Consider the following 25,968-nt stretch of genomic DNA (forward strand, 5'->3'; position numbering starts at 1 on the left):
AAATCACATGAGTTACAACCACTTTGATACCCAATCCTCCCATATCCAACCCTCCGATATCCAACCCTCCGATATCCAACCTATTGATATTCTTGTGGTAGATGATACTGCCGAGAATGTGCGCCTGCTGTCAACCATGCTGACTCGTGAAGGATATCAAGTTCGCAAAGCGATCAATGGTCAGCTAGCATTGACAGCAGTTCAAGCGCGAGTCCCCGATTTGATTTTGCTAGATATTATGATGCCCGACATGGATGGCTATGCGGTGTGCGCTTACTTAAAAGAGATGCCTCATACCGCAGAAATTCCAGTCATTTTTTTGAGTGCTTTGGATGATGCCTTTGATAAGGTGAAAGCGTTCAAGGTGGGCGGGGCAGATTATATGACAAAACCGTTTCACTTTGAGGAAGTGCTGGCGCGGGTGCAGCATCAATTGGCGCTCCGAACCGCAGAACAAAAAATTCATCGACTGAATGTTCACTTGGAAGAACGGGTGATTGAGCGAACGCAGCAGCTTGAAATTGCCAATGCTCGGCTGCTTGAAATGGCGCTGTGTGATTCGCTGACGCAACTGGCAAATCGGGCTGCTTTTATTGATCGCCTTGATGCAGCGCTAAACCAGTTGAAAGCCCAGCCAGATTTACCGTTTGCAGTATTGTTTTTAGATTGCGATCGGTTCAAAATTGTCAATGATTCATTAGGACATTCTGTAGGCGATCAGTTACTTATGGCGATCGCTCAACGGCTCAAACAGCATCTCAAGCACACTGATACTTTAGCCCGACTTGGCGGCGATGAATTTGCCATTCTGCTCACCCAAATCATTGATCCAGACAGCACAATCCAATTTGCCGATCAAATCCTAGCAGCGTTTGCTGAACCCTTCGCTCTAGCCGATCATCAAGTCTTCATCAATGTCAGCATTGGTATCGCCTTTGGCAAAATCGACTACGACAAACCCGAACACTTGCTGCGCGATGCCGACACTGCCATGTATCATGCAAAAGCCGCCGGCAAAGCCCAATATCGCATCTTTCAAACTACGATGCATCGAGTAGCGCTGCAATTGCTCCAAACTGAAAGCGACCTGCGTCGCGCAATTAGCCAACAAGAGTTTTCCCTCAACTATCAGCCCATTGTGGCACTCGATTCTGGCAAAATTGCCGGACTAGAAGCACTCATCCGCTGGAACCACCCCGATCGCGGTTTTATTCCACCCTCTACCTTTATTCCTGTCGCCGAGGAAACCGGGTTGATTGGCGAAATTGGCACTTGGGTTCTTAGAGAAGCTTGTCATCAGATCCGCAATTGGCAGAAACAAGGCGTGATTGATCCAACCTTTAGCGTGAGTGTGAACCTGTCTGCTCGTCAGTTTGCCCAACTGAATTTGATGCAGCAGATTACTCACATTCTGGCAGAAGCCGAATTGTCTCCCCGTTGCCTCAAACTGGAAGTCACCGAAAGCGCCATTATGGACAATCCTAAATCGGCGGCAGATATCTTGGCTAAACTGCGACAACAGCAGATTCAACTCAGTATGGATGACTTTGGTACAGGCTATTCTTCGCTCAGCTATCTGCAATCCTTTCCAATGGACTATCTCAAAATCGATCGCTCCTTCGTCATGTCATTAGATGGCACCGAAGAACAGTTGGGGCTAGTTCCCATCATCGTAAAAATTGCCCAAACGATGAACATGAAAGTCGTCGCAGAAGGCATTGAAACACCGCAACAGTTAGCCCAACTGAGATCGCTCGACTGCGATTTTGGACAAGGCTACTTCTTCTCCAAACCCCTCACAGCCGAAAAAGTAGTTGAACTGATCACATCAGGATGTCATTGGTAGGAAAAAGGCGAGAGGGGAGAGGCGAGAGATGAGAGGTGAGAGGAAGAAAGAACTCAAAATATCTCCTACGGAGACGCTTTGCGAACAAAACTTCTCATACTCGCCCCTCGTCATTCACCACTCGTCATTCATCGTTCGCCCCTCGCCCTTCTCCTGATATCCTAAAGAGAAGATGAGTCGCAGTAGAAATGGGATTATCGAGTTTATGAATTATCTTGTGGCTGTGCTGAGCGATCGCATTCAGGCGGAGGCTGCTTACTCTGCTTTGGAAGCAAAGGGGCTGCCGATGACGGGCATTACGATTTTAGGGCGGGGATATAAAAGTGCGGATGAGTATGGCTTGATCGATCCTAGAGAACAGGCTTCTCGTTCCGCAAAATTGATGTCCTTTTGGTTAGTTCCCTTTGGGTTTGCCGCCGGATTCGCCTTTAGCTCGATTACAAATTTAGGTACTTTTGCCTGGGCAGGAGAATTTGGCGATCATGTAATTGGTGGTTTGTTGGGCGCAGCATCTGGGGCAATGGGAAGCTTTTTTGTCGGCGGCGGTGCGGGGCTTGCTTTTGGTAGCGGGGATGCGTTGCCCTATCGAAACCGCTTGAGTGCTGGCAAATACTTAATTGTTGTGAAAGGTTCAGAAGTCTTAACGCGCCAATCGACGGCAATTTTGCGACAGTTTGAGCTAGAGAATATTCAGGGCTATGAAGAAATGTAATAAACGAAGATATGTGATAGACATCACCACAAAAACGCCAAAATATCACTTTTAATCTGCAAAACAAGAGCCAGACTAAGCACAAGATGTTCCTAAAATCGGTCTTGTTGCTATGTCTGATTCACTTTTAAATCGCTATTCTGTAGTCATTCATGCGATCGCCATCACATCCGCTTTAGCGATCGTCTCTGGCGCAATTCCATCCAACTTCAGTTCTTTTAGCAATCTGCAAGCGTTCCAGATCAATCTAAATAGCATTCAGCGCTAAATATCAAAAATAGTCTCTTTCGGTTATTTTTTACTTTTGCGATCCCCAAATAATTCTAGACTGGGAAGCAGACGAGTCATAAATAAACCAATGGTGCGGTTAAAGCTTTGGCAGTGGGCAGTTTTAGGACTTCCGATCGCGGGAATTGTTAGCTTTTTGCTAATCGCTTCAGGCGTTCAGATTCATACCTGGGGACTAAGTTGGGTTTGGGCAATATTCACCCTGATGCTTGTGGGCTGGCGATTTTTGCTCGTCCACTGGATTCGCCCTGCGGTCGATCCGCTAGAAGCTGTGATTTCAGAAGTCCGGGAAGAACTGCAAGCTGCATCCAGCACCTCTTCCATCGCGTCTGGAGGCGGATCTGGAGGCATGGGGCAACAAACAGAAGCCGCATTACAGCAGATTTTGGAGTCTGTGCAAGCCGATCCGCCGATATGGGAAGATTGGTCAACCTTTTGGCAGCGCTGTCAGGAATTGGTGACCGCGATCGCCCAAGTTTATCACCCTGAAGTCAAACGACCGCTGCTCAATATCTATATTCCGCAAGCCTATACCTTGATTCGGGGCACCGTGGACGACATGGATCAATGGATGAGCAAACTCTCTCCTGCCTTGAACCAAGTAACCGTTGGGCAAGCAGTGCAAGCCTATGAGGTCTATCGCAAGCTAGAACCATCGGCACGGAAACTATTACGAGTCTGGAACTGGGCACAATGGTTTTTAAACCCAGCAGTAGCTCTTGCCCGACAAGCCAGCCAACGCCACGGCAATCAGGCAAGCCAACAGCTATTGGTCAATTTAAGCCAGCTTTTGAAGCAAGCCGCCCTGCGAAATTTGAGCAATCAGGCGATCGCGCTGTATAGCGGCAAACTGCCAACTCTAGAAGACGTTGCCCCAACGCTGACCATTCCAGTCGTCAAAACGCAAACGTTGCAAGAGATTTTGTCCCAAGCAGAGCCGCTAGACCAAGTTGAGCAAAAGCCAGTCAATATCTTGCTCGTAGGGCGGACTGGAGCCGGTAAAAGCAGCTTAATCAACACGCTATTTGTGGAACACAAAGCCACTGTAGATCTATTGCCCAGCACCGACGCAATCCAAGATTATCACTGGCAATCCACGACTGGCGACGCATTGACCCTGTGGGACACTCCTGGTTATGAGCAGGCAAATCGCGCCGACTTTCGAGATTTAGTCCTCTATCGCGCCACCCAAGCCGATGTGCTGCTGTTGGTCACGCCTGCGTTAGATCCAGCTTTGCAAATGGATATAGATTTTCTGACGGATGTGAAAGCGGCAATCCCTGACCTGCCCGCGATCGCCGCTGTTACCCAAGTCGATAAGCTGCGTCCGATTCGAGAGTGGAACCCACCCTATGATTGGCGATCGGGCGCATCACTCAAAGAAACGGCAATTCGGGAAGCCACCCAATATCGAGCGGAGCAACTAGACAAATTTTGTGATTGGGTGCTGCCCGTGGTGGCTGGAGATTCTGAAATCGGACGGGTTGCCTGGGGATTGGAAGCGTTGTCTTTGGGGCTGGTAGACGCGATCTCCCCTGCCAAGCAACTTCGCCTTGCCCGCTTCCTTCGCAACTTAGAAGCCCGTACCAGTGCCGCCGCCAAAATCATCGATCGCTACACCTTTCAAATGGCGACCACTCAAGGATTAACCGCCCTGCTCAAAAGCCCCGTCCTCACCTTTATCGCCACCCTCACCACAGGCACTCCAAACCTTGCCTATCTCTTAGCAGAGCAAATTCCAGTTGAACAATTGCCCGTCGTTATTGGCAAACTCCAAATGGCATACGATCTATTTTCCCTGCTGAGCGACGATAACCCCAACGCCCGGAACTTCAACCTGCTGTCCCTCTGGTCAATTTTGCTAGACAACACCACCTCACCCGAACTCAACGCCTGGGCATTTGGTCATGCAATCACTGAATATTGGACGAAAACACTCACCTCAGACCAGCTACAGCAGCGGTTTCAGCACTATCTACAAGAAGCAGAAAAGCGATGAGTTTGAGTTTTGAGTTTTGAGTTTTGAGTTTTGAGTTTTGAGTTTTGAGTTTTGAGTTTTGAGTTTTGAGTTTTGAGTTCGCCATTCGCCATTTTCCTCTCGCCTCTTACCCCTCGCCTTACTCAGATGGGCAATTCCAACACAAAAGACGTTTGCTGATTGGCGCTGAAAACGGAAAGAGTCGCGCCTAAATGCTCGGACATTTTTTTGGCTAGCGCTAAGCCAAGCCCTGTGCCGCCGTGTTTCCAAGGGTCATTGTTGGGGATGCGATAAAACTTATCAAACACACGATCGCGTTCATCTTCAGAAATTTCAACTCCGGTGTTGGTGACCCAAATTTGTAGACTGATGGGATCAGGATTAGCGCGATCGCCTTCAGAATGAGGCATCACTTGGGCTGAAAGGATTATGCTTTCTTCTGCTGGAGTATATTTGCAAGCGTTGTTCAGTAACTCAGTCAAAATTCGCTCTAGATAGTGCAGGTCTGTCGTCAGGATAGGAAGATGGCTAGGAACATCGACATGCAAGTGTAGATGTTGTGCGTGAGTTCGAGCAAGGAAAGGTTCTGCTAGGTGACTAATCCATGGGGCTAAATCCATTTTGATTGATGTTAGGGGTTCAACTCCAGCATCAAGGCGCGTCAAGTCTAATAAATTATTAATCAAATGAATTTCGCGATGGCATTCATCTTGCAAGATGCGAAAGTAGTTGGCTGCTTTGCTAGAAGCATCTTCAAGAATGCCTGTTGATTGGAGAATCACTTCTAACATCTGAGTGGCTAATTTGATATTAGAAATCGGCGATCGCAACTCATGGGAAACCGTGCTGAGAAAATCATCTTTTAATAGGTGCAACTGTTCTAACTCTTCGACTTGCTCCTGCACTGCTTGATAGAGTCGGGCTTGGCGGAGGGCGATCGCGCATTGATTTGCCACCTGCTGCACCAGCCGAATTTCTAGACTACTAAATGTTTCTTCTCGCGGCTTAAACAGCCAAAGATTGCCAAATACTCCCTGGTCATCGATTAAAGGACAGCTTAAAATCGCAAACCGACCTGCAATATCGCGAACTTTGATTTCAGCTAATGGCAGCACACAAAATTGAGTAGAATGTCCTTCTAGGCTTTGTTGATAAAGCCCAGGTAATAGATCTAGGCTGACCACTTCACCTTGAGCCGATGCAATGCCGGAACCACGATATTCGTAGCGAATGGTTTCGGTATTGGCTTCATGGTCAAAAATACCCACATCACAACAGATCAGCCGCAGTCCGGTTGCCACTTCTTGCACAGCCGCTTGCAAAATTTGCTGTTCATCAAAGCTATCCCGCACGCGATCGGTAATTCCTCTCAGCAATGCCTCATACTCCAGCATGGTTTGAAGTTGGCTGGTGCGTTTTTCTACGCGATTCTCCAAAACCGTGTTGTGTTCTTGAAGCTGTTTTTGAAGCGTGCGAATGGTGAGTTGATTTTTGACTCGTGCTAAAACTTCTTCTACCTGAAAAGGCTTGGTGATGTAATCCACTCCACCCACTTCAAAGGCTTTAACTTTGTCCAATACATCACTGAGAGCGCTTAAAAAAATAATTGGAATATGACAGGTTTGGGTAGAAGCTTTGAGATTTTGGCACACTTCATACCCGTCCATTCCTTCCATACAAATATCAAGCAAAATCAAATCGGGGGGGGCAGAATTCGCTGCTGCTAGTGCTAATCGCCCATTTAATACTTTTCTCACCTCATATCCATGCTCACCCAGCATTGCCGATAAGACCCGTAGATTATCGGGTACATCATCTACAACTAGAATGTCTCCTTTTAGCATAAGCTCTTGCATAATTTAGCGATCAATTAACGAGGGTCAGTCACTTTGATGATATTCTCTAAGCAAAATTCGTTTACGCAGTCTGTCAATTGTTTGGCTAAAGCGGAGTGAGCATCGGGAATTTGGGCAATAAGCATTAGCACTTGACGTTCGTTTGCTTGAATGGCAGCCGTATGAAGCTGCGATTGCATCCTATTCAGGAAAGGGATTGCCCTCACATTCCATGGGTTCGTTGCTGCCAGATGTTGCTTGAGACATAAATACCCTTCCTAAAACAGTTGGGTAGATTGCTAAAAGCAGTAAAAATTCTTCTGTTTACAGCAAATATTCTGCAACAACTATCTTTGGTTTCCGAACCCATAGCTCTAGCAGAATTTATAAGCATTGCTGAATGCAGACATGATTTCCACTGGTAGGGGTAGCGCCTTGTGCCTACCCTCTTTGGGATGAAGGACAATCCCTTGGAGTTGCCCCACGAATTTCATATCTTGATTCAGCAATGCTAATTTATACAACAAATGATTTTTCAATCAAAAAAATAGAATACCAAGTTTACAGTCCATCTGCTGTATGTGAATTCTCGTAGAAACCGATAACAAAAAATACTGCTGTTAGATCAACTGTTACATTAACGGCTATGCCAGGGTTGTGTCGCCATTGAAGTAGTCTTGCAGTTGGCGATCGTGATCGTGAGATAGGGTGCCAATGGGAACTGCCTCTGGTGAAAAGGCTTGGATGTCTAAAACTTCTTTTGGATCGCGAACTTGCATTGCCCCCGTGGCATCTACTTCTACTACAATGCAAATTGAATGAACTCGTCCATCTCGTTCTGGAGAGGAATAAATTCCAACCAAGCGTCGTACTTTGGCAAGGTTGAGTCCGGTTTCTTCTTCGAGTTCCCGTTGAACAGTGGTTTTGATATCTTCGCCCCAATTAACCATGCCGCCCGGAAGTGCCCATTTGCCGTTGTCTCGCCGTTTGACTAAAACAATCTGACCATCGGGCAATAAGGGAATAATGCTAGTGCCTGTGACGGGATGACGGAAAATAATCCCCAAAACTGTTTGTGCAAAATGCCATAACTGACCCATAAGCTGCGTTAACTGCTCCAGCAGAATAGTGAAAGAATAAGCAAGCATCGCGATCGCTACAAGAGTGCAAACAAACTCTCTTTAATTGAATGTCGATAGAAAATAATCGATGATTACGATCGCAATGAATCTATCTGCCATTCTAAACTGGGCATTGGCTTCAGCCAATATCTGCAAGAACTTGTTCGATGTGAGTTGCAGGTTTTACTTTTTTATAAATCTTTGCGATCGTTCCTTCGGGGCTAATCACAAACGTATTGCGAGTAATGCCCACATATTCCTTACCCATAAACTTTTTCAAACCATAGCTGTCGTAAGCGGTTGCCACGGTGCCTGCTTCATCTATCAGGAGTGGAAAAGGCAGATTGAATTTCGTCGTGAATTTGTCATGGGATTTCGCATCGTCGGTGCTGATTCCTAACACAACAACATCCCGATTCTGGAATTCGGCATAGGAGTCGCGAAAGGCACAGGCTTGCGTGGTGCATCCGGGAGTGTTGTCGCGGGGATAAAAGTACACCACAACCCGCTTGCCTTTCAAATCGGCAAGATTGATGATGTTGTCTTGGGCATCGGGAAGGCTGAAATCAGGAGCGCGATCGCCAACATTTAAAACCATATAAAATCTTGCTGTAAATTTTCGGTGGATAGACTGACAGACTCAAGGATGCCCACGATCGCTTCTACAGTAAATTCATGTTATTCTTTCTGCTGACAGCAGGCAGATATCTTTACAGCTAGCTTCACTTTAGGCGTTGCTGAATAGAACTATGATTTTGTGCTTAAGCCTTTTGCAGCCCTCACCCTAGCCCTCTCCCACAGGAGAGGGAACAAGAGTTCTAGCACCCTTCTCCCCAGGGAGAAGGGTTGGGGATGAGGGCAATTCATATCTGCATTCAGCAACGCCTCACTTTATATGACCACTACCAATGACTATTCAAAGCTAGACGAAAAGCTAGAAATACTAATTGACCAGGTGGCACTGCTAACAGAAGCAGTAACCATAGGATTTCAGGATTTTCGTCAAGAACTTACGGTGGTAAAAAAGTTTCGACAAGACTTTGCAGAAATCAAAGAAATGATTAAAGAGCAATCTGCAACCACTGCTCGGTTAGTCAAAATTGTGGAAGCGTTGATTCAACGAAGCTGAAAGAATGAAAAAGCAGACAGCCCTTTACCGACTATCTGCTCTTGACAAATCACCTAACTACACAGCCGCGAGTTCAGGGCGTTTGCTGTGACGAATGCTTTCGATCGCCGCTGCATAATCTGGCGCATTGAACACCGCCGACCCCGCCACGATCGCATTTGCCCCTGCGTCTATTACCTGCCAAGCATTATTCCCTTTCAAACCGCCATCCACTTCAATCCAAGGATCAAGACCCCGCTCATCGCATAGCTGACGCAGTTTGCGGATTTTGGTGAGTGTCGAAGGAATGAAACTCTGTCCGCCAAACCCAGGGTTAACGCTCATGAGCAAAATAATGTCGCATAGATCCAATATCGGCTCTAGCAGTTCCAACGGGCTACCCGGATTGAGAACCGCCCCTGCTTTTTTGCCCAATTCTTTAATTTGCCCTAATGCCCGATGAACATGAATTGTAGAACTCGATTCTGCGTGGACTGAGATGTGATCGGCTCCGGCTTTGGCAAAATCTGCCACATAGCGCTCTGGTTCCACAATCATCAAATGCACATCCAATGGTTTTTGGGTCGTGGGACGAATCGCTTCCACAATTAAGGGACCAATGGTGATGTTGGGGACAAAGCGACCATCCATTACATCCACATGAATCCAATCTGCGCCAGCCGCATCCACGGCACGAATTTCATCTCCTAATCGACTAAAATCTGCCGATAGAATGGAAGGGGCGATCGCGATCGCTTTCTGGGATGTGGTCATGGTGTTCTTTGTCTCCTGCGTCCTGGACTGTAGTTATTTTAACAATTTGAAAACTTCTGACAAGCTATCGATTAAGCCTCTATAAAGGATTGTGCCATGATCCTGCTTATACCTGGCTGTTAATTTACGCAATGTGCGACTCAAATAAGCTGAGAGCAGGAGAGGCAATTTCAGAGTGACTCAAAAAAGCGGATACTAAATGAAGCCATTTTTGATATATGAAGTCAGCGTGTGAATAGGCGGAGGCGAAGTCGTGCTACAAATTAATTCAGTTCATCGGTGTTTTCATCAAATTGGCGCGATATTCTTAGGAGTAAGCATCGGTTGGATTGGAATTTTGACGGTGCCAGGACAGGCGAAAACGTTGCCTAAGTCGCTGCGATCGAGTTCCGTTGGAGAAACTGGCATTGATGCGCTGCGCCTACACCTACCGCCCTACAATCTTACGGGAAAAAAAATTGCGATCGGACAGGTGGAAATCGGTCGTCCGGGGCAGTTTGGCATCGACAAAGCCGTTGCCCAAAATCGCTCTATGGCGTTAACGCGAGTGTTTTATCGTGACACTCGTGCCCGGACTAACAGCAACGTCGATAGCCACGCCCAAAATGTTGCTAGCATTATGATCAGCGCGGCAAAAATGGCACGAGGCGTGGCACCTGGGGCGCGACTCTACTCCTCTGCCTCTGGTACTCCACGTCGCTATGGGCAGCCAGAAGAATGTTTATCGGCTCAATATGTGGCGCTGCAAAACGGGGGTGACATTCGGGCAATCAACTTTAGTTTTGGTGAGTCGTTACGCTTTGATCCGCGTGCCAAACCTCAGCTAGATGGCAATGCGTTGTTAACTCAGTGCGTTGACTGGTCGGCACGGGTTCACAATGTGCTGTATGTCATTGCCGGAAATCAGGGCAAAGGCGGCATTTCGATTCCGACTGACAATTTTAATGGGGTGAATGTGGCGTTCACAGCGCGAGTGCAGGAGTTATTTGCAAGGGTGGATTTTGCTAATTTGGGTGATCCAACCAGTAGCGCCACCAAAGGACTGGAAAGCAATGTGGGACCCAGACGGGCGATCGCGTTAGTGGCTCCGGGGCACGATGTCTCATTAGTCAACCCCAACGGCAGCATTACCACTTCTAGCGGCACGAGTTTTGCGGCACCTCACGTTACTGGAACCATTGCGCTGCTGCAAGAATATGGAGATACTGCCATTCGGCGCAGCCTCCGCGATCGCTCATCTTCCTGGACGTTGGATGCTCGTCGATCGGAAGTGATGAAAGCCGTGTTGCTCAATGCTGCTGACAAACTGAAAGACTCAGGGAACGGACTTTTGCTGGGTATGAGCCGAACGATTGCCGACAAAAATAACCGCACTTGGCTCGACTCAGATGCCTACCGCGATTCCAAAATTCCGCTCCATGCTCAAATGGGGACTGGGCAACTCAACGCCTTTCGCGCCTATCAGCAGTTTAGTGCGGGACAATGGACTCCAGAAGCCGCAATTCCCGCGATCGGCTGGGATTATCGTACTGTGGGCAGCAATTCCGTATCCACTCCTGCGCCCATTTACCAAGACTATATCCTCGAAAAACGACTGCAAAAAGGCAGCTTTGTGTCAGTGACGCTGATCTGGAATCGCTTGGTAGAACTTGTTGACAAAGACCAAAATGGAGAATATAGCTTAGGCGAAGAATTTCGCGATCGCGGCTTAAACAACTTGGATCTGTATCTCATGAGAGCAGAAGACACTGATACTCGGAAAGCCATTCACTCCTCAATCAGCGCCGTCGATAGCACTGAACATATTTTCAACAAGATTCCAGCAACAGGACGCTATAAAATTCGCGTACAGTTTAAACACCAGGCAAACGAACCCGCACAGCCCTATGCCCTTGCTTGGTGGACAGTGCCTACTCGATAAATGGCGAATGACGAATGGCAAGTGGCAAGTGGCAAGTGGCAAGTGAAGGTATAGCGATTAGCAAACTCAAAACTCAAAACTCAAAACTCAAAACTTCTTATCCCACTTCTTATCTCACTGGAATAAAAGGCAAGTATCTTTTGATAAACTTCCGCAGTTTTAAGAGCTTCACGGTGTTGACCAATTTATTGGAAAGTTCAATAGGTGGCTCGATAGAAGCGTTGAGTTGATTTTGTAGTTCGGCATAAGCAGCAGGAGTCATTGGTTTTCCATCAATTGGCGATCGCGCATCCAAAATAATCTCCGTCCGCAACAACTCCTCTGGTACATCCACCGCAGGCGGCAGCGCCAAAGCCACCCCAGCCCAAGACTCTACTAGTAGCAACACGTTAAGGGCGATCGCTCCTTTTACCTTCCGTCCCTTCATTGCTTTCCCTCTTTCCTCTGTTTGCCGTAGTCCTCTGTCAATTTTAATCCAAGCTTCAAAAAACTTATGGCTCCCGCAACAGCGACTAGATGATGCTTCCTAAGAAACCAGGGAACACTAGATGCAGTATCTACAAACGCTTGGTAGCTTGTGCTGTTATGAATCCAGTTTTAAAGGATGTAACGACTTCCCATTCGCCCACTCCAGTGATCATTCCTACTGGCGAACAACGCATCACGGTTTTGCTAGTGGATGATCAAGTAACGGTCAATGAAGCGATTCATTGCATGTTAGAAGCAGAGGCGAACCTGACTTATCACTATTGCTCCAGGGCAGAAAAAGCGCTTCAAATTGCGACAAGCGTTGCGCCAACCGTGATCCTACAGGACTTAATTTTGCCGAATAGCGATGGCATGACGCTAGTTAAACAGTTTCGGGCAAATCCGGTTACATGCGATGTGCCCATCATTATGCTGTCTACGAATGACAACCCCCAAACCAAAGCAGAAGCATTTGCGATCGGCGTGAATGATTATTTAGTTAAACTGCCGAACCAAATTGAGCTAGTCGCCCGCATTCGCTATCACTCTCAGGCATATCTCAACCGACAAGCCCATACTGCTGCATTAGTTGCTCAAGCTCATGCCAAAGAACTCGAACAAACTTTGCAAGAACTTCGTCGCACCCAAGCTCAACTGATTCAAACTGAGAAGCTATCGAGCCTAGGACAAATGCTGGCGGGAATTGCCCATGAAATTAATAATCCAGTCAACTTTATTTTTGGCAATCTGACTTATATTGATGCCTACATCCAAGATTTGATGAAGCTATTGCAGCTTTATCACGAAAAATATCCTGAACCAGATAGCGCGATTCAAGCCTATCTTGAGGAGATTGATTACGACTTTGTGATGGACGATTTGCTCAAAATGCTGCGGTCTACTCGCATGGGATCTGAACGGATCATTCAAATTGTGCTGTCGCTGCGGAATTTTTCACGCCAAGATCATCAAGAGATGAAATTGAGCAATATTCATGATGGAATTGATAGCACCTTACTCATTTTGAGTCATCGGCTTAAGCTTGGGATCAATGTAGTCAAAGAGTATGGCAATTTACCGTTAATAGACTGCTATCCTGCTCAACTGAATCAAGTGCTAATGAATATCATAAACAACGCGATCGATGCTTTGTTAGAGCAGCCTAATCAACCCAAAAAAGAAATCATTATTCGCACAAGCACATTCAATCAAGACTATATTCAAATTCAAATAAAAGACAACGGACCAGGCGTTCCATTCGCTCTGCAACCTAAGCTGTTTGAACCATTTTTCACCACAAAGCCTGTCAATAAAGGAACAGGTTTAGGGCTTTCTATTTGTCAACAAATCATTGCAAATCATCAAGGAACAATTCAAGTCGTTTCCAAAGCGGATGAGGGCGCTGAGTTTACAATTCAGCTTCCTGTACAAAGTGCTATGGCAGCGGATGAATAGGGTAGGACACAAAGATTCTTATCTAAAAACGTTGCCCAAAGCCAAACTGGAAGCGCGTGTCGCCCTGCCCACTAAAGCCAAAATCTGCTCGAATGATGCCAAGCGGTGAGTTAACCCGCACGCCTAATCCATACCCAATTCCTGTGCCCGGAGTTCCGCGAACGACACCCGGTTGACCCAATACGTCTTTGTTACTTCCTAGATCGGAGGCAAAATCTACAAAAGCGGTACCGCCAATGAATCTGTAGATTGGAAAGCGGTATTCAGCAGTGGCTTGAATATAGCTGCGAGGGGTGGCGATCGCGCCAGTATCCCAACCGCGCACTGAGTTTGCACCTCCCAAAATAAACGCATTGTAAGGCGGCAAATCCCCTACATTTGTTCCCCCTTGCACATTGAACGCGACTACTTCGGGTTGGCGTTCAGTAGGAGAAGCATCCTTTTGGTTTGCCGTAATTAACTTCACTGGAAAATACACAGCATGTTCTGCCTGAAGCTTGGTGCCAAACACCTGTCCGCGCCCAATCGGAAGGTATTGCTCAGCGTTCAACCGAGTAACAGATCCTTGCCGAGGGTTTAAGGCATAATCGCGCAGGTCTTGAATGGCGGTAAATGAAAGACTAAATAGATCATCAATTCCAGTGCCGCTGAGACTGAGTGGATTGCCTAAAGCATCGGTGCTAAAGACTTTGCCGCCATCACCTCGAATGCTGACGTTGTTATAGTTAAATCCAAGATTGCCATTCCAACCATTCCCAAGGGGTCGTTCTAATCCAACGCCCACGCCTTGCCTGCGCTCTCGAATGCGATCGCCATTGGGCAAATTCACCTCATCGGTAAACACCTGGGAAAACCCCTGTTGTCGATAAATACTGGCGTTATAGCCTGGAACATTCGGTTCCGTCTCGCGATAAGGGCTAACAAAGCGTCCATCAAACTGGATATCTCGTGTGCCCACCAACACCGTGCCGCCAAGCCGTTGCCCCAGTCCACCAAAGTTAATATCCTGTACGCCCACTGTGGCATAAAGTCCCAAGGAGTCATTAAAACCACCACCAAACCGGAGATCGCGGGGCGCACGTTCAGTCACGTTATAAATCACTGTGACCCGCCGAGCATCGCCTTCAAAGGCAACACTAGCCGTTTCAAAAATACCCAGTTGGCTCAACCGCTGCAAATCTTCCTGCGCCACATTTGCCCGAAACGGTTGTCCTGGCTGCACTTTGATCTGCCGCTGAATAAAGGCATCCTGGGTACGATACCGAATGGGCTGCCCCTTTTCATCTACTGCCTTGCCATCCCGATTGAGAAAGCGTACTTTGGTTTCGCCGACTACCCCTTCTGCTACTTCAATGGTAATAATGCCATTGCGATCGGGGCGTAAAGAAATCACCCGCGCTAGGGTATATCCATTTTTGGCATACCAATTGTTGATGTCCTGCGTTGCTTGATTGAGTGCGGTTGGGCTAATAGGATTGCCAAACTGGTTTCTAAAGATTTCGTTGGTTGCGGTGAAGGTGAGCGCTTGGGCACTGGGTAAGGCGATCGCCCGCACAATTGTTGGGGTGGCAAAAAAAGTGACACTCACGCCTTGAGGGTTGGGACTCGTGGTCACCGTTGCTGACGTAAAAAAGCCTGTATTCAACAACAGCGCCACATCGCTCTGTAACTGGCTAGAAGTTGCCTGCCCCCCCGGTTTTGTTTGAATCGCCAGCAACCCGAATTCCTGTAGATCTGGGGCAACTCCCGCAATTTGCACATCGGTTACAAGGACAGCAAGATCATTGGGATCAGGCGATCGCGCTGGGGTCACTGGACTTTGGGTAGGGGGCGGCGGCGGCTGTAGTTTGGGCACCACAATCTGCTGCGGTGAAGTGGATAGTGCCGGAGTGGTTGGCAAGGCTTGAGGTGAGGTGGGCACTGGAATCGGCGCAACAGAAGACGGCACCGTCGTCGGCATCACCCACACTGGTTCATTCAATGAGGAAGGCTGGTTAGGCGGCATTGGTGAACTGGGCGGATCGGGCTGCACTCGACTGGGCGGCGGTGGCGGTTGCACCACGCTAGACGGGGGCGGCGGCGGCGCAATCTGCGGTTGGGCAAGGACAATATCGGACTGAGCGATCGCAGCCACAGCACACACTGCGATCGTGGGAAACTGTCGCTGTCTGAAAAATGGGTAAGCCGAAAAAAGTGCGTTCAATGCGTTTCAAAAACCAAACGTGTGGAAAAAGTCGCGATCGCCGTGATTCCATCTGTTGTAATCAGTCAGAACCATCCAGGTTGCAAGTACATTCTGCACAGGATTCTAAGAATGGCTAAATTCTTTACAAAAAAATGTGTGACATACACTCCGCACTTTGCTATCAGTCACTTGAACCTTTTTGTCCACAAGCTGGTCTAATAAACGTAACTCCAAATTTAATGGAGGAGTGTTTTGCAGGGGTTTGCTGTGTCAACCGCGCCTTATGAAAGCCTGCCCGAAAGTGACGATAGTCATCTCGTGCAGCAAAGCCTTCAAGGGGACGCACAAAGCTTTCGGCTTTTATATCGTCGTCATGAAAAACGGGTCAGAACCATTCTGTATCAGCTATGCGATGTGAGCGTGCTGGATGATTTGGTACAAGATGTTTTTTTGCGTGCTTGGAGAGGGTTACCCAAATTTCGTCAAACTGCCAAATTTTCGACATGGCTATATCGGATTGCGTGGAATGTCGCATCAGATTATCGACAATCAGCCGCTAGGGGACGAACCCAACTGCAAGAGCTAACCAAGCAGGCTCCGATGCGGCAAGAATCACCCGATGTGATGCATCTCCACTATCAGGATTTGGTTCAGCGTGGGTTAAGTGAACTGAGCGCTGCTCACCGAACCGTTTTGGTTTTACACGACTTGGAAGAGATACCCCAAAAAGAGATTGCTGAAATTTTGGGGATTCCAGTAGGAACGGTGAAATCTCGACTATTCCATGCTCGCGCCGCAATGCGCCAGTTTCTTGACCATGAGGGAGTTCAGATATGAGTAGATTTTCAGACGATGACTTACCGCTAACCGAGTTTCTCAAGCAATATCAACCCAGAGTGCCTGCGGCAAATCCTGATCTGGAAGATCACTTGATGTCCGCGATCGCGTCCGTGCCCCAACCTCGGTTGACTGTGATTTCAACAAAGATTTCAACCACACGAATTCAACGACAAATTCTGTGGGCAGTCCCTTCTGCGATCGCCGCAGGCTTAGTGGCAACGGTCGTCAGCCATCGCACCTTCGCTCCAGCCTCTCAGCCCAGTTCCGCTGAAGTGGCTGAACTACAAACTTTCATTGAAAGCACTTGGCAAGAGTCAAGTCCTGAACAATTGGTTTCAGAAAGCGATCCATTTCCTGTCACTGAGGATTCAACTTTAAATTAGTTTTTGCGTTTTATTGTCCTATGTTTTACCGTTTTGTTCCTGTAACGATTGCGCTTTTGCTGACTTTGGGTAGCGCGATTCGTGAAACAATCCCTGCCGGAATTGCCCTGCCCCTTTCAACACCTGTTTGCATCACACCTGTTTGCATCACACTGGCTCAGGCGGATACCCAATCGCCCCAGCGATTCGTGCAACGATCCTCGCAGGAATCGCCGCGACCCGCCCGAAAAGAGAACTGGCTCCAAGATCTTAACCTCAACAAAGAGCAAATTCAAAAAATCCAGCAAATCCGTCGTCAGTATCAAGATCGTTTGATCCAGCAGCGGCAGTCTGTGAAGCAAGCACAGCGCTCATTAAAAGATCTGATGGCTTCAGGAGATGCATCATCTGAGAAAATTCGGCAGAAATTCAGTCAAGTGCAAACCTTGCAGCAAACGCTAGCGGATACCCGGATGGAAAGTATGTTAGCAATTCGCAATGTGTTGACAACCGAGCAACGGCAAAAACTGAATGAGTTGATGCGTCAGCCAAGAAAATCCGGACGAGGACGAGGAATGGGTTTGTAGCAGATGTGTATAGTTACAATTGAGATCTTGAAAAACGATTCTCTGATTCTTTATAAGATCCGAAGAATTTCTCCGTTAAAACGAATCGGTAGTACTTTTTCGTAACGGGCAGAGATACTAAAGTCGTTGCCAAAACAACGTCCCGACAGGTGGTGAGATGGATGAGTGATGGTCATTCGTCGATAGTAAGGGCAATCAACAATGGGTCTAGTTAGCGATGGATGGGGAGATTCGCGAAATCATCGGTTGTCCTATTGGCGATCGTTCTGCCAAGTCAGCACAAACGTTATGGGACTCTCTACCGTCTCGGTATCGACCAGAGGCGCATTCACACCGACCACGGGAAAGCTAACGCGAGTGTGCTACCGAGCAAGCGGCATTTCGCACTCGATAAGGAGTCTTGACTATAGCCATTGAGCGAGGAGGATTCGCTTTAAGTATAGCGATAGTTGCAAGTTAGATGGGTAAGACTGAGTGATTCAACGAAACAGGGTACATGAGGAAAATCTACACCTATGCACCCTACATCGTCGTCTTGGCGTGGGTAATCTGCGGCAGGTGAATCTGTTCTGCAACAGGGGTATAGCCAAGCCAGTGAGTGGCTAGTTGGTTGAAGGTACTGGGGCAACCGCTGACACAGAAGCGCGTGGGTTGGGGCGATCGCACATTTCGCAGACCCAACAGATCCAACTCATGGGCAGCCGCCGTGATCACATGCACCGCCGGATCAACCAGTTGCACTAAGGGCGGTAAAATTCGTTGCAGCACTGGAGCCAAGTAGGGATAGTGGGTGCAACCATAAATTAGCGTGTCAATTTTTTCAGCTAGTAGTGGCTCTAGATAGGTTCGCGCCATCTGATAGGTATATGGATCTTCTACCCGGTTTTGCTCCACCAGAGGCACAAACTCAGGGCAGCCCACTTGCCAAACCTCTACGGCGGCATCTACTTCCAAAATGGCACGCCGATAGGCATCACTCGCAGCCGTTGCCGGCGTAGCAATCACCCCAATCCGGCGACCACACTGAACGGCAGCACGGGCACCCGGCAAAATCAGCCCTAAAATGGGCACCGTAAACTCATCGCGCACGGCTTCCAATGCTAAGGCAGAACTGGTATTACACGCCATCACGACCATTTTGACTCCGCACTGCTCCATCCAGGTGAGAATCTCGCGGAAATACTGCTGGATTTGAGCCTGAGATTTGGTGCCATAGGGCAATCGGGCGGTGTCGCCAAAATATAGCACCGACTCTTGCGGGATCTGGCGATAGAGTTCTCGTAACACAGTTAAGCCGCCTAATCCGCTGTCAAATAATCCAATTGGAGCCGCATTGAGCAATCCATTTCTGGGCAACCTGCTAATAGAATCTTGACTTCCAAACACTCCACACCTCGTAACGTACAAAACACCACACCCGAACACGCTGCACTTCTTACCAAAAAGATTACAGCCGCGCCGCTCGTTGCAGGTATTGTAAAATACCACGTGCGATCGCGTCTGCCATCTGGGTTCGATACGCCGGATTTGATAATCTTGAGGCATCATCTCGCCCGGTAACAAACCCCACTTCGACGAGAACAGACGGCATGGAAGTTTTTCGCAACACATAAAAACGCGCTTTGCGAACACCGCGATCGCGGACTCCTGTAAATTGCAAAACGTTTTGGTGAATAGTTTGTGCCAGTCCTAGCCCCGATTCATGATAATACGTTTCTAATCCGTTAACCTCTGGGCGACTGAGACTAATTGCATTCGCATGAATACTCACAAACACGGTTGCATTACTTTGTTCAGCCATCTGAACGCGAGGTTCCAAGTCGAGATCGCGATCGTCTGCACGAGTGAGTAAGGCTTGAACGCCTTGTCGTTGCAATAAAGCGGCTACTTGATTGCTAATATCTAGCACAATCACTTTTTCTTGAAGCCCATTAACGCCGACTGCGCCCGGATCAGGACCCCCGTGCCCCGGATCAATCATCACGACTACTCGTCCATTGGGCGATCGCGGCATCGGTATATTTGCCACGGCTGGATTGAAAACCGACATCACACGGGGAGAGGTGGTGTTGGTAGCCGGAACGACCCGAGGGCGTTGGACTTGCAAAGTGACTAATCGTTGACTAGGTTGATTCATTTGCCCCAATTGAATTCCGCTGGCTGGCTGAACTAACACGGCAACCGTTTGGGCGTTTTCTTGTCGCAGCTTAATCCGCGAAATGGGGCTGCCCGCTCCGAGTTCCGGTTCTTTTACCGAGTTTCCCAGTTGCGCCGGACTGATTTCAATCCGATACGCCGCCAATGAACGATCCCATCGGGACGTATACCGAATGGGTTTATTTGCCTGGATCATCAGTTGATCGCTGCTGCCGTTTAGCTCCACAGACTCGATCGCGGCAAGCCCAGACTCATTCGGGCGAGAGTCCAGGGACGATTGGGGCACAACCGCGATCGCAGGTTTAGTAGAAGATGACGCGAGTTTGGGAGTGGGCAGTTTGATCACCCAACGGCGATCGGTGATCCCGCGAAACTTAATTTGGCTAGGTTCCAGCGTATAGCCCGGTGCTAATTCAATGACGATCCGAGTGGTGTCACGATCAAATTGCCCAATCCGCATCGATCGCACCGTTCCACTCATCGATTCATTGATGACCGGGCGACCTAAGACAATGCCAGGAAGATCAATCACGAGCCGGGTCGGGTCAGCAACCAATTGGGCTTTTGGCTGCACTCCTGCATCGGTCGTAATTTCAAGCTGGTTTTGGCTAGGATTAAATTGCCAAGATTCCAGCCGCGCCGCCTTTGCTGGAGCAGCGATTAATCCGGCAAAACCAGCAAGCAATACGGAATAAGCAACCTGATTGAATCGATGAGTCGATGGCTGATGTTGATACCAACGAATGAGAGAATCGAAAAATTTCACAACCATGGGTAAAAAAACCTGTCACGTTGCCAGGGTGCAGGATTGAAAGAACGTTAGCAAACTGCGCTCAAATATACTCGATGTTTGCTAGAGCGATCGCCGTTTTTTAAGAAGCAAAGAGAAAGGCGAGGGGCGAATTCAAAACTCAAAACTCAAAACTCAAAACTCAAAACTCAAAACTCAAAACTCAAAACTCTATACCTCTCCTTCGCACTTCGCACTTTCCTACTTGCTACTTTCTTCGCTGATCTCAGCCGTGGCAGTGGGCTTGGTAAAGGCAAGCCGCAAAAAGGGAGGAGCCAAAAAGGTTGTGAAAATCACCATGACGATAATGGCAGCGTTCAGTGATTTGGAAAGCACACCGCTGGCAGAGCCGACTGCTGCAAATACCAAGCCCACTTCACCACGAGGAATCATCCCAATGCCGATCGCCAGCCGATTGATACCGGGTTGCCCAAACACCGTCAATCCAGTTACGAGTTTGCCAAAAATCGCGATCGCTAACAAAAAGCTTGCCACAATTAACCCTTCCCGATTTTCTGGCACAAATGGATTAAGAACACTGACATCCGTTCGGGCACCGACTGCAATAAAAAAGATCGGCACAAACATATCCGCGATCGGAAGAATTTGTTCCTCCAGTTCTCGTCGTCGTTGGCTCTCTGCCAAAACCAGCCCCGCTGCAAACGATCCTAAAATGGCTTCAAGCTGAATCACATTGGCGATATATGCCAAGATAAACGCAAAGATTAACGCCGAAATTAGCAACTGTCCGCGTGTTTTTAGCCCATCTACCACCGTTTCAAACACCGGAATCAGCAACCGCCCTAACCAGATTGAACCGACTAAAAAAGCCGCCGCACTGACGATCAAATAAACCACATTACCCACTTCAACGGTGCCCTCTCTCGCCAAACTCGCCACCACCGCTAGCACAATAATGCCCAGAACATCATCCAGCACGGCAGCCCCAATAATGATCTGCCCTTCCCTAGAGGTTAACTGCTGAATTTCTGCCAGTACTTTTGCCGTAATGCCGATACTGGTTGCCGTAAGAGCGGCTCCGGCAAAAATGGCTGGCACCACAGGCGTATGAAATAGCAAAATCAAGCCGGCGGTTCCCAGAGTAAAGGGAACGGCGACTCCCACAACGGCGACAACGGTTGCTTGAGGTCCAACCCGGAGCAGTTCTTTCAAGTCTGATTCTAAGCCGATTTCAAACAGCAGAATAATCACTCCCAGTTCTGCTAAAACGGAAATAACTTCGCTCTGGGCTTCAAAGACAGAGGTAACAGACTCTGGACTGATATTGGAAGTGAGTTGCAGCAGGGTCATAATGACTGAGCCGCTGCCGTCTTCTGTGGCTGAGGGAAAGACGAGAATGTCAAAGGCAGAAACGCCAATCACAACTCCTGCCACCAATTCGCCTAAAACGGGAGGAAGGTTAATGCGATCGCACAGTTCACCCCCTATTTTGCTGCCCACATAAATCACAACTAGGCTTAAAAGCACACCTGCAAGAACAAGGGGCGTATCAGTTGCCGCCACGGTAGCCAATAATGGCTGTGTCAACCGATGAGAGAACAGATCAGAAGGCATAGAGACCACTGAAACGAGAGAGTTGATTAGTAGTTCTGCTGGATGCATATCGTCTGTGATTTGTTAGATAAACTTTGTTACATAGTAAGACTAGTTTGGGCGATCGCAATCAATCCGCTGCTCTAGAATGGCTAGCAATTGATTAGAGGCTAGAGGTTAGAAGCCAAAACTCAAAACTCAAAACCCAAAACCCAAAACTCAAAACTCTTCCCCTCGCCATTCGCCCCTCGCCCCTCGCCATTCCTCATTCGCCATGGTTCTCCTGCTTACTGATGTTTTTTTGCTGCTCACCCAGATCCTGCTATGGATTCTGGTTGGGTTCATCATTTGGTATTTTCTTCAAAACATCCTCAAGAAAGAATTTTTAGGGCTGTTGGTGCTGCTGCTCTTTTTGGCAGTAATTGCATTGTCCTTTTTTCAAGGAGGAATTAGCGAACCCAACAACATTTTAGCGATCGTGTGGCGGCTGATTTCCTTTCCGCTAACTCCTTTCGGCTTAGGGATGATTCTATTAGCCACTCTTTTATTAGGCGCAGTTAAAGCGGTTTGGGCAAAACGTTTAATTACGATTGGGCTGATTTTATTGGCGATCGGCAGCGTTCCATTGGTGTCCTATTGGCTCGCCCAAGAGTTAGAAATGGAGGCAATTGAGTTCATTGCACCCCTGCGAGCGTTAGATCCAGGAGCGCGTCCGGTGATTGTGATGTTGGGGCAAAATGCAACCCGACTACAGTTAAGACCCCGTAGGGATGCCCCGCCAATTAATCCGCCGAAGATCGAACGACCGATTACGCCATTTCAGTTTGACCTACTCAGTCAACTACCAATCCAACTGACTGAAGCGGGCGATCGCATTGTCTATGCTGTCCAGATTTATCGAGAAGAATCGGGTCGGGGGACACCGCCGCTGATTGTGGTAAGTGCTGGAAATAGACCCGATCGCACGAGAAAGGAAGGTGAAAATCGAGAAGAGATTACGGAAGCGCAAGACATCCAAACTATGCTAACTCGCACCTTTGGTATTCCAGAAAATGACATTTTGCTGGATCACAATAATGGCAATATTCACAGCAGTGCTGAAGCGGTGAAAAAACTGCTAGAAGCCCGCCAAATTAACTATGGTCAGCAAATTATTTTAGTTGGCAGTGCCTTAAATATGAATCGTGCTGTGCTTACCTTTCAGCGAGTGTTTGACGAAAGCTGCGTTGCTGCGCGCCCCACCGACTTTTTTACGGTGCCGACCCCCAATTCATTGAAGCAGGTTGCCAGTGGGCGCGATTTAATTGAACGAGAGATTTTGATCACCGATGTTCTGCCCACCGTAGATGCTTTTTGGCTGAGTTCCAAAGCGTTTCAGGAATATCTCAATGCTCTGTATTACTTTTTGCGCGGCTGGATCAAACCTCTAAATGTGCTAAATCCAAACTGCCCTATTCCGGAACGAGTTCCAGTGAGTAGATTTGAAACTCGTAATGAAAACGGAACTACTGGCGGAAACGGAACTGCTAATGAAAATAGGACTTTCAGTGAAAATGGAACTGCCGACGGAAATGGAACTGCTGGCGGAAACGGAACTACTAGCGAAAATAGGACTTCTAGTGGGAATGGAACTACCGACGGAAATGGAACTGCTGATGGAAATAATACTCGTAAAGAGGATCTGTGGTAATGCTTGCCTGAAGTTATCCGTGCTGCCCAGCCATTACCTGATTCGTTTAGGATAGGGAAGCCTGTTTAGTGAATAGTGGCTGGAATTCTCATGGCTCAATCCCGATTGCGAAAGCTAGGGCAATATCTGCGTCCTCATTGGCGGGGTGCGGCTCTAGGTGTAGGTTCGCTGTTCGTCGTGAACTTGTTGGGCATGTACATTCCGCTGTTGATTCGCGATGCGATCGACAAGGTGCAGGCTGCTTTTAATCTCAACCAGATAGTTGTGCAGTACGTGATATTGCTGTGCGTGCTGGCATCGGTGATGTGGGTGGCGCGAATGGTCTCGCGGGTGGCGCTGTTTGGGGTAGGGCGACAGGTTGAGTTTGATTTGAAGCAAAAGCTATTTGGTCATTTTTTGACGCTGGAACCGTCCTACTTTGCCGCCAATACGGTCGGAGATTTGATCAACCGGGCAACTAGCGATGTGGATAATATCCGGCGATTGCTGGGGTTTGCGGTGCTAAGTTTGGTCAATCTGATTTTTGCCTATGCGCTGACGCTGCCGGTGATGTTGGCGATCGATTGGAAGTTGAGTCTGCTAGCGCTGGCGGTTTATCCGGTGATGTTTGTGGTGGTGATGATATCGGGCAATCGCCTACGGCAAGAGCAGGAAGTCGTTCAGGAGGAACTCTCCAACATTAGCGAACTGATTCAGGAAGACATGAGCGGTATGGGTCTCGTCAAAATCTATGCTCAAGAAGAGAATGAGCGCCAAGCCTTTGAAGGACTCAATCAAAACCTGCTGGAGGCAAACCTGACGCTAGCAAAAACGCGCACTATTTTGTTCTCGGCGCTGCGAGGGCTAGCCAGTGTAAGTTTGCTGGTGGTGCTGTGGTTTGGCGTGGGTGCCATTAGCAACGGCTCAATTTCAGTGGGCGATTTTGTGGCGCTGCTGCTCTATGTGGAACGCTTAGTGTTTCCAACGGCGCTGCTGGGCTTCACGATCACGGCATACCAGCGGGGTGAGGTGAGTATTGATCGAATTGAATCGATCTTGACCGTGGAAGCTAAAATTCAAGATGCACCCGGCGCGTTGACTTTGGAGCGATCGCAGGTGAAGGGAGAATTGATTGCCCGTCATCTGACGTTTACCTATCCCTCGTTTGGCGGCTCATCCCATGCCGCGCTGGATAATATCAGCTTTCGGATTTCTTCCCAAGAAACAGTGGCGATCGTCGGTCCCATTGGATCTGGTAAATCGACGCTGGCAAATGCCTTGCCTCGACTGTTAGAGATTGCGCCCAATCAGCTATTCCTCGATGGCTATGACATTACCAAACTGCGGATTCACGATTTGCGCGGTGCGATCGCCTACGTCCCTCAGGAAAGCTTTTTGTTTAGCACCACCATTCGTAACAATATTCGCTATGGCGTTCCCCATGCGGAGGAATCGGCAGTGTTGGCAGCGGCAAAACAAGCCCAAATTCATGATGAAGTGCTTAACTTTCCCCAGCAATATGACACAGTGGTAGGAGAACGGGGGATTACCCTATCCGGTGGACAGCGCCAGCGAACGGCTTTAGCTCGCGCCCTGGTCGTGGATGCGCCAATTTTGATTCTGGATGATTCCCTCTCTAGTGTGGATAATCAGACGGCAACCCAAATTCTGAAAAATCTCTCTGAAGGCAGCGATCGCAAAACCGTCATCTTTATTTCTCACCAACTGTCTGCCGCTGCCCTCGCCGATCGCATCTTTGTGATGAAGCAGGGAAAAATCGTGCAGTCGGGAACTCATGAAACTCTGATTGCTCAAACTGGGCTATACCAATCCCTATGGGAACAACAAAAATTTGAAGAGGCGTTGCAGTAAAAGACGCTATTCGGGTGCTACTCCTCAGCCCGTTTTGGCAGTTTGCCACTTTCTCGTAGGATTTCAGGTAAGCGATCGATATCCGCGATCGTGTAGCTTTTTGAAGGTCTACTCCGAATCCGATCTGCCAGTGCATAGAATGCTTCTTGATCCTCGTGGTGCTTCAAAACATAGGCTCTCAGTTCCTTAAAGTCCATTGCAGAATAATCAGGCTTTTCCATTAGGGATACCTCCATTGTCCGTTGGGCGGAATCAAAACTTCGATCTCCTCACCTGCAAGAATAAACACTTCGCCAAGTCGCTCATCGATTCGCACCACCTAAATCGGTGCATACCTATTAGTCAAGTTACGCGATGTGCAACTAAGAACCCTCACCCCAAACCCCTCTCCCTTGGGAGAAGCAGGGCGGTTTTATTGTGAGGGTAGGAAAGTGAGGATGGACTGA

Annotated in this window: 24 protein-coding genes; 12 read left to right on the forward strand and 12 right to left on the reverse strand. The window is 48.2% G+C overall.

The features are described 5' to 3' along the window. Nucleotides 1–7: 7 nt before the first annotated feature. The 4 genes from AB3R30_RS16135 (at nt 8) to AB3R30_RS16150 (ending at nt 4,845) form a co-directional block, all read left to right on the forward strand. Complete coding sequence (locus tag AB3R30_RS16135) at nt 8–1,846, forward strand: putative bifunctional diguanylate cyclase/phosphodiesterase (RefSeq protein ID WP_458650232.1); 1,839 nt, start codon at nt 8–10, stop codon at nt 1,844–1,846. Nucleotides 1,847–2,051: 205 nt separating this feature from the next. After that, entirely contained in the window at nt 2,052–2,558 is a 507-nt protein-coding gene (locus AB3R30_RS16140; protein ID WP_458650233.1) for a hypothetical protein, read from the forward strand. Nucleotides 2,559–2,670: 112 nt separating this feature from the next. After that, the gene (locus tag AB3R30_RS16145) at nt 2,671–2,826 is read left to right on the forward strand and encodes a hypothetical protein (protein WP_458650234.1); all 156 of its coding nucleotides are present in this window, start codon (nt 2,671–2,673) and stop codon (nt 2,824–2,826) included. Nucleotides 2,827–2,916: 90 nt separating this feature from the next. Next, nucleotides 2,917–4,845, forward strand: coding sequence for a GTPase family protein (locus AB3R30_RS16150; protein WP_458650235.1), 1,929 nt, complete (start codon nt 2,917–2,919; stop codon nt 4,843–4,845). A gap of 122 nt (nt 4,846–4,967) precedes the next feature. Here the strand turns inward: AB3R30_RS16150 and AB3R30_RS16155 are convergent, their stop codons facing one another. The 4 genes from AB3R30_RS16155 to bcp all read right to left on the reverse strand — a co-directional run bounded on the left by AB3R30_RS16155 (nt 4,968) and on the right by bcp (nt 8,378). Further along, on the reverse strand, nt 4,968–6,680 hold the full coding sequence (locus AB3R30_RS16155; RefSeq protein ID WP_458650236.1) for a hybrid sensor histidine kinase/response regulator: 1,713 nt from the start codon (nt 6,678–6,680) through the stop codon (nt 4,968–4,970). A 14-nt stretch (nt 6,681–6,694) separates the two neighbouring features. Beyond that, nucleotides 6,695–6,859 carry a hypothetical protein gene (locus tag AB3R30_RS16160; RefSeq protein ID WP_458650237.1) on the reverse strand — a complete coding sequence of 55 codons (165 nt, stop codon included), beginning with the start codon at nt 6,857–6,859 and terminating at the stop codon, nt 6,695–6,697. A gap of 444 nt (nt 6,860–7,303) precedes the next feature. Further along, complete coding sequence (locus tag AB3R30_RS16165; protein WP_458650238.1) at nt 7,304–7,807, reverse strand: NUDIX hydrolase; 504 nt, start codon at nt 7,805–7,807, stop codon at nt 7,304–7,306. Between the two features lie 112 nt (nt 7,808–7,919). Further along, nucleotides 7,920–8,378: a thioredoxin-dependent thiol peroxidase gene (gene bcp, locus AB3R30_RS16170; protein ID WP_458650239.1), complete on the reverse strand. Its 459-nt coding sequence runs from the start codon at nt 8,376–8,378 to the stop codon at nt 7,920–7,922. Nucleotides 8,379–8,675: 297 nt separating this feature from the next. Between bcp and AB3R30_RS16175 the strand changes: the two genes are divergently transcribed. Continuing rightward, nucleotides 8,676–8,909, forward strand: coding sequence for a hypothetical protein (locus AB3R30_RS16175; RefSeq protein ID WP_458650240.1), 234 nt, complete (start codon nt 8,676–8,678; stop codon nt 8,907–8,909). Between the two features lie 57 nt (nt 8,910–8,966). Here the strand turns inward: AB3R30_RS16175 and rpe are convergent, their stop codons facing one another. Then, nucleotides 8,967–9,662, reverse strand: a complete 696-nt coding sequence (gene rpe / locus AB3R30_RS16180; RefSeq protein ID WP_458650241.1) for a ribulose-phosphate 3-epimerase — start codon at nt 9,660–9,662, stop codon at nt 8,967–8,969. A gap of 253 nt (nt 9,663–9,915) precedes the next feature. On the opposite strand from rpe, the gene AB3R30_RS16185 reads away from it, so the two are divergent. Next, the gene (locus AB3R30_RS16185; protein WP_458650242.1) at nt 9,916–11,583 is read left to right on the forward strand and encodes a S8 family serine peptidase; all 1,668 of its coding nucleotides are present in this window, start codon (nt 9,916–9,918) and stop codon (nt 11,581–11,583) included. 109 nt (nt 11,584–11,692) lie between these two features. Here AB3R30_RS16185 and AB3R30_RS16190 read toward each other — a convergent pair whose 3' ends face one another. Next, on the reverse strand, nt 11,693–12,010 hold the full coding sequence (locus tag AB3R30_RS16190) for a hypothetical protein (RefSeq protein ID WP_458650243.1): 318 nt from the start codon (nt 12,008–12,010) through the stop codon (nt 11,693–11,695). A gap of 158 nt (nt 12,011–12,168) precedes the next feature. Here AB3R30_RS16190 and AB3R30_RS16195 point away from each other — a divergent pair, with 158 nt between their 5' ends. Next, nucleotides 12,169–13,506 (forward strand): hybrid sensor histidine kinase/response regulator, encoded by a 1,338-nt coding sequence (locus AB3R30_RS16195; protein ID WP_458650244.1) that lies wholly within the window; start codon nt 12,169–12,171, stop codon nt 13,504–13,506. 22 nt (nt 13,507–13,528) lie between these two features. On the opposite strand, the gene AB3R30_RS16200 is transcribed toward AB3R30_RS16195, so the two are convergent. Next, a complete protein-coding gene (locus AB3R30_RS16200) occupies nt 13,529–15,709 on the reverse strand; it encodes a BamA/TamA family outer membrane protein (protein ID WP_458650245.1) in 2,181 nt (726 codons plus the stop codon). 249 nt (nt 15,710–15,958) lie between these two features. Between AB3R30_RS16200 and AB3R30_RS16205 the strand changes: the two genes are divergently transcribed. Genes AB3R30_RS16205 through AB3R30_RS16215 form a run of 3 tightly spaced genes read left to right on the forward strand, consistent with a single transcriptional unit; the run spans nt 15,959 to nt 17,480 of the window. Beyond that, entirely contained in the window at nt 15,959–16,528 is a 570-nt protein-coding gene (locus tag AB3R30_RS16205) for a sigma-70 family RNA polymerase sigma factor (RefSeq protein WP_458650246.1), read from the forward strand. Then, complete coding sequence (locus tag AB3R30_RS16210; RefSeq protein ID WP_458650247.1) at nt 16,525–16,914, forward strand: hypothetical protein; 390 nt, start codon at nt 16,525–16,527, stop codon at nt 16,912–16,914. Before AB3R30_RS16205 ends, AB3R30_RS16210 begins: the two co-directional genes overlap by 4 nt. A 20-nt stretch (nt 16,915–16,934) precedes the next feature. Further along, the gene (locus AB3R30_RS16215; RefSeq protein ID WP_458650248.1) at nt 16,935–17,480 is read left to right on the forward strand and encodes a Spy/CpxP family protein refolding chaperone; all 546 of its coding nucleotides are present in this window, start codon (nt 16,935–16,937) and stop codon (nt 17,478–17,480) included. A 522-nt stretch (nt 17,481–18,002) separates the two neighbouring features. Here the strand turns inward: AB3R30_RS16215 and murI are convergent. From murI to AB3R30_RS16230, 3 genes are all read right to left on the reverse strand, one after another. Then, nucleotides 18,003–18,866 carry a glutamate racemase gene (gene murI / locus AB3R30_RS16220; protein ID WP_458650249.1) on the reverse strand — a complete coding sequence of 288 codons (864 nt, stop codon included), beginning with the start codon at nt 18,864–18,866 and terminating at the stop codon, nt 18,003–18,005. A 61-nt stretch (nt 18,867–18,927) separates the two neighbouring features. Further along, complete coding sequence (locus AB3R30_RS16225; RefSeq protein WP_458650250.1) at nt 18,928–20,409, reverse strand: N-acetylmuramoyl-L-alanine amidase; 1,482 nt, start codon at nt 20,407–20,409, stop codon at nt 18,928–18,930. A gap of 219 nt (nt 20,410–20,628) precedes the next feature. Beyond that, entirely contained in the window at nt 20,629–22,002 is a 1,374-nt protein-coding gene (locus AB3R30_RS16230) for a cation:proton antiporter (RefSeq protein WP_458650251.1), read from the reverse strand. A 253-nt stretch (nt 22,003–22,255) separates the two neighbouring features. Here AB3R30_RS16230 and AB3R30_RS16235 point away from each other — a divergent pair, with 253 nt between their 5' ends. Together AB3R30_RS16235 and AB3R30_RS16240 are read left to right on the forward strand one after the other, a co-directional pair. Further along, a complete protein-coding gene (locus tag AB3R30_RS16235) occupies nt 22,256–23,671 on the forward strand; it encodes a YdcF family protein (RefSeq protein WP_458650252.1) in 1,416 nt (471 codons plus the stop codon). A 90-nt stretch (nt 23,672–23,761) separates the two neighbouring features. Continuing rightward, a complete protein-coding gene (locus AB3R30_RS16240; protein ID WP_458650253.1) occupies nt 23,762–25,522 on the forward strand; it encodes an ABC transporter ATP-binding protein in 1,761 nt (586 codons plus the stop codon). Nucleotides 25,523–25,539: 17 nt separating this feature from the next. Here AB3R30_RS16240 and AB3R30_RS16245 read toward each other — a convergent pair whose 3' ends face one another. Further along, a complete protein-coding gene (locus AB3R30_RS16245) occupies nt 25,540–25,743 on the reverse strand; it encodes a DUF6887 family protein (RefSeq protein WP_458650254.1) in 204 nt (67 codons plus the stop codon). After that, nucleotides 25,743–25,841 (reverse strand): DUF6888 family protein, encoded by a 99-nt coding sequence (locus AB3R30_RS16250; protein ID WP_458650255.1) that lies wholly within the window; start codon nt 25,839–25,841, stop codon nt 25,743–25,745. Before AB3R30_RS16250 ends, AB3R30_RS16245 begins: the two co-directional genes overlap by 1 nt. Nucleotides 25,842–25,968 lie beyond the last annotated feature (127 nt).

The organism is Sivoneniella epilithica UHCC 1019, from assembly GCF_040830845.1.
GTDB lineage: Bacteria > Cyanobacteriota > Cyanobacteriia > Leptolyngbyales > Leptolyngbyaceae > ULC077BIN1.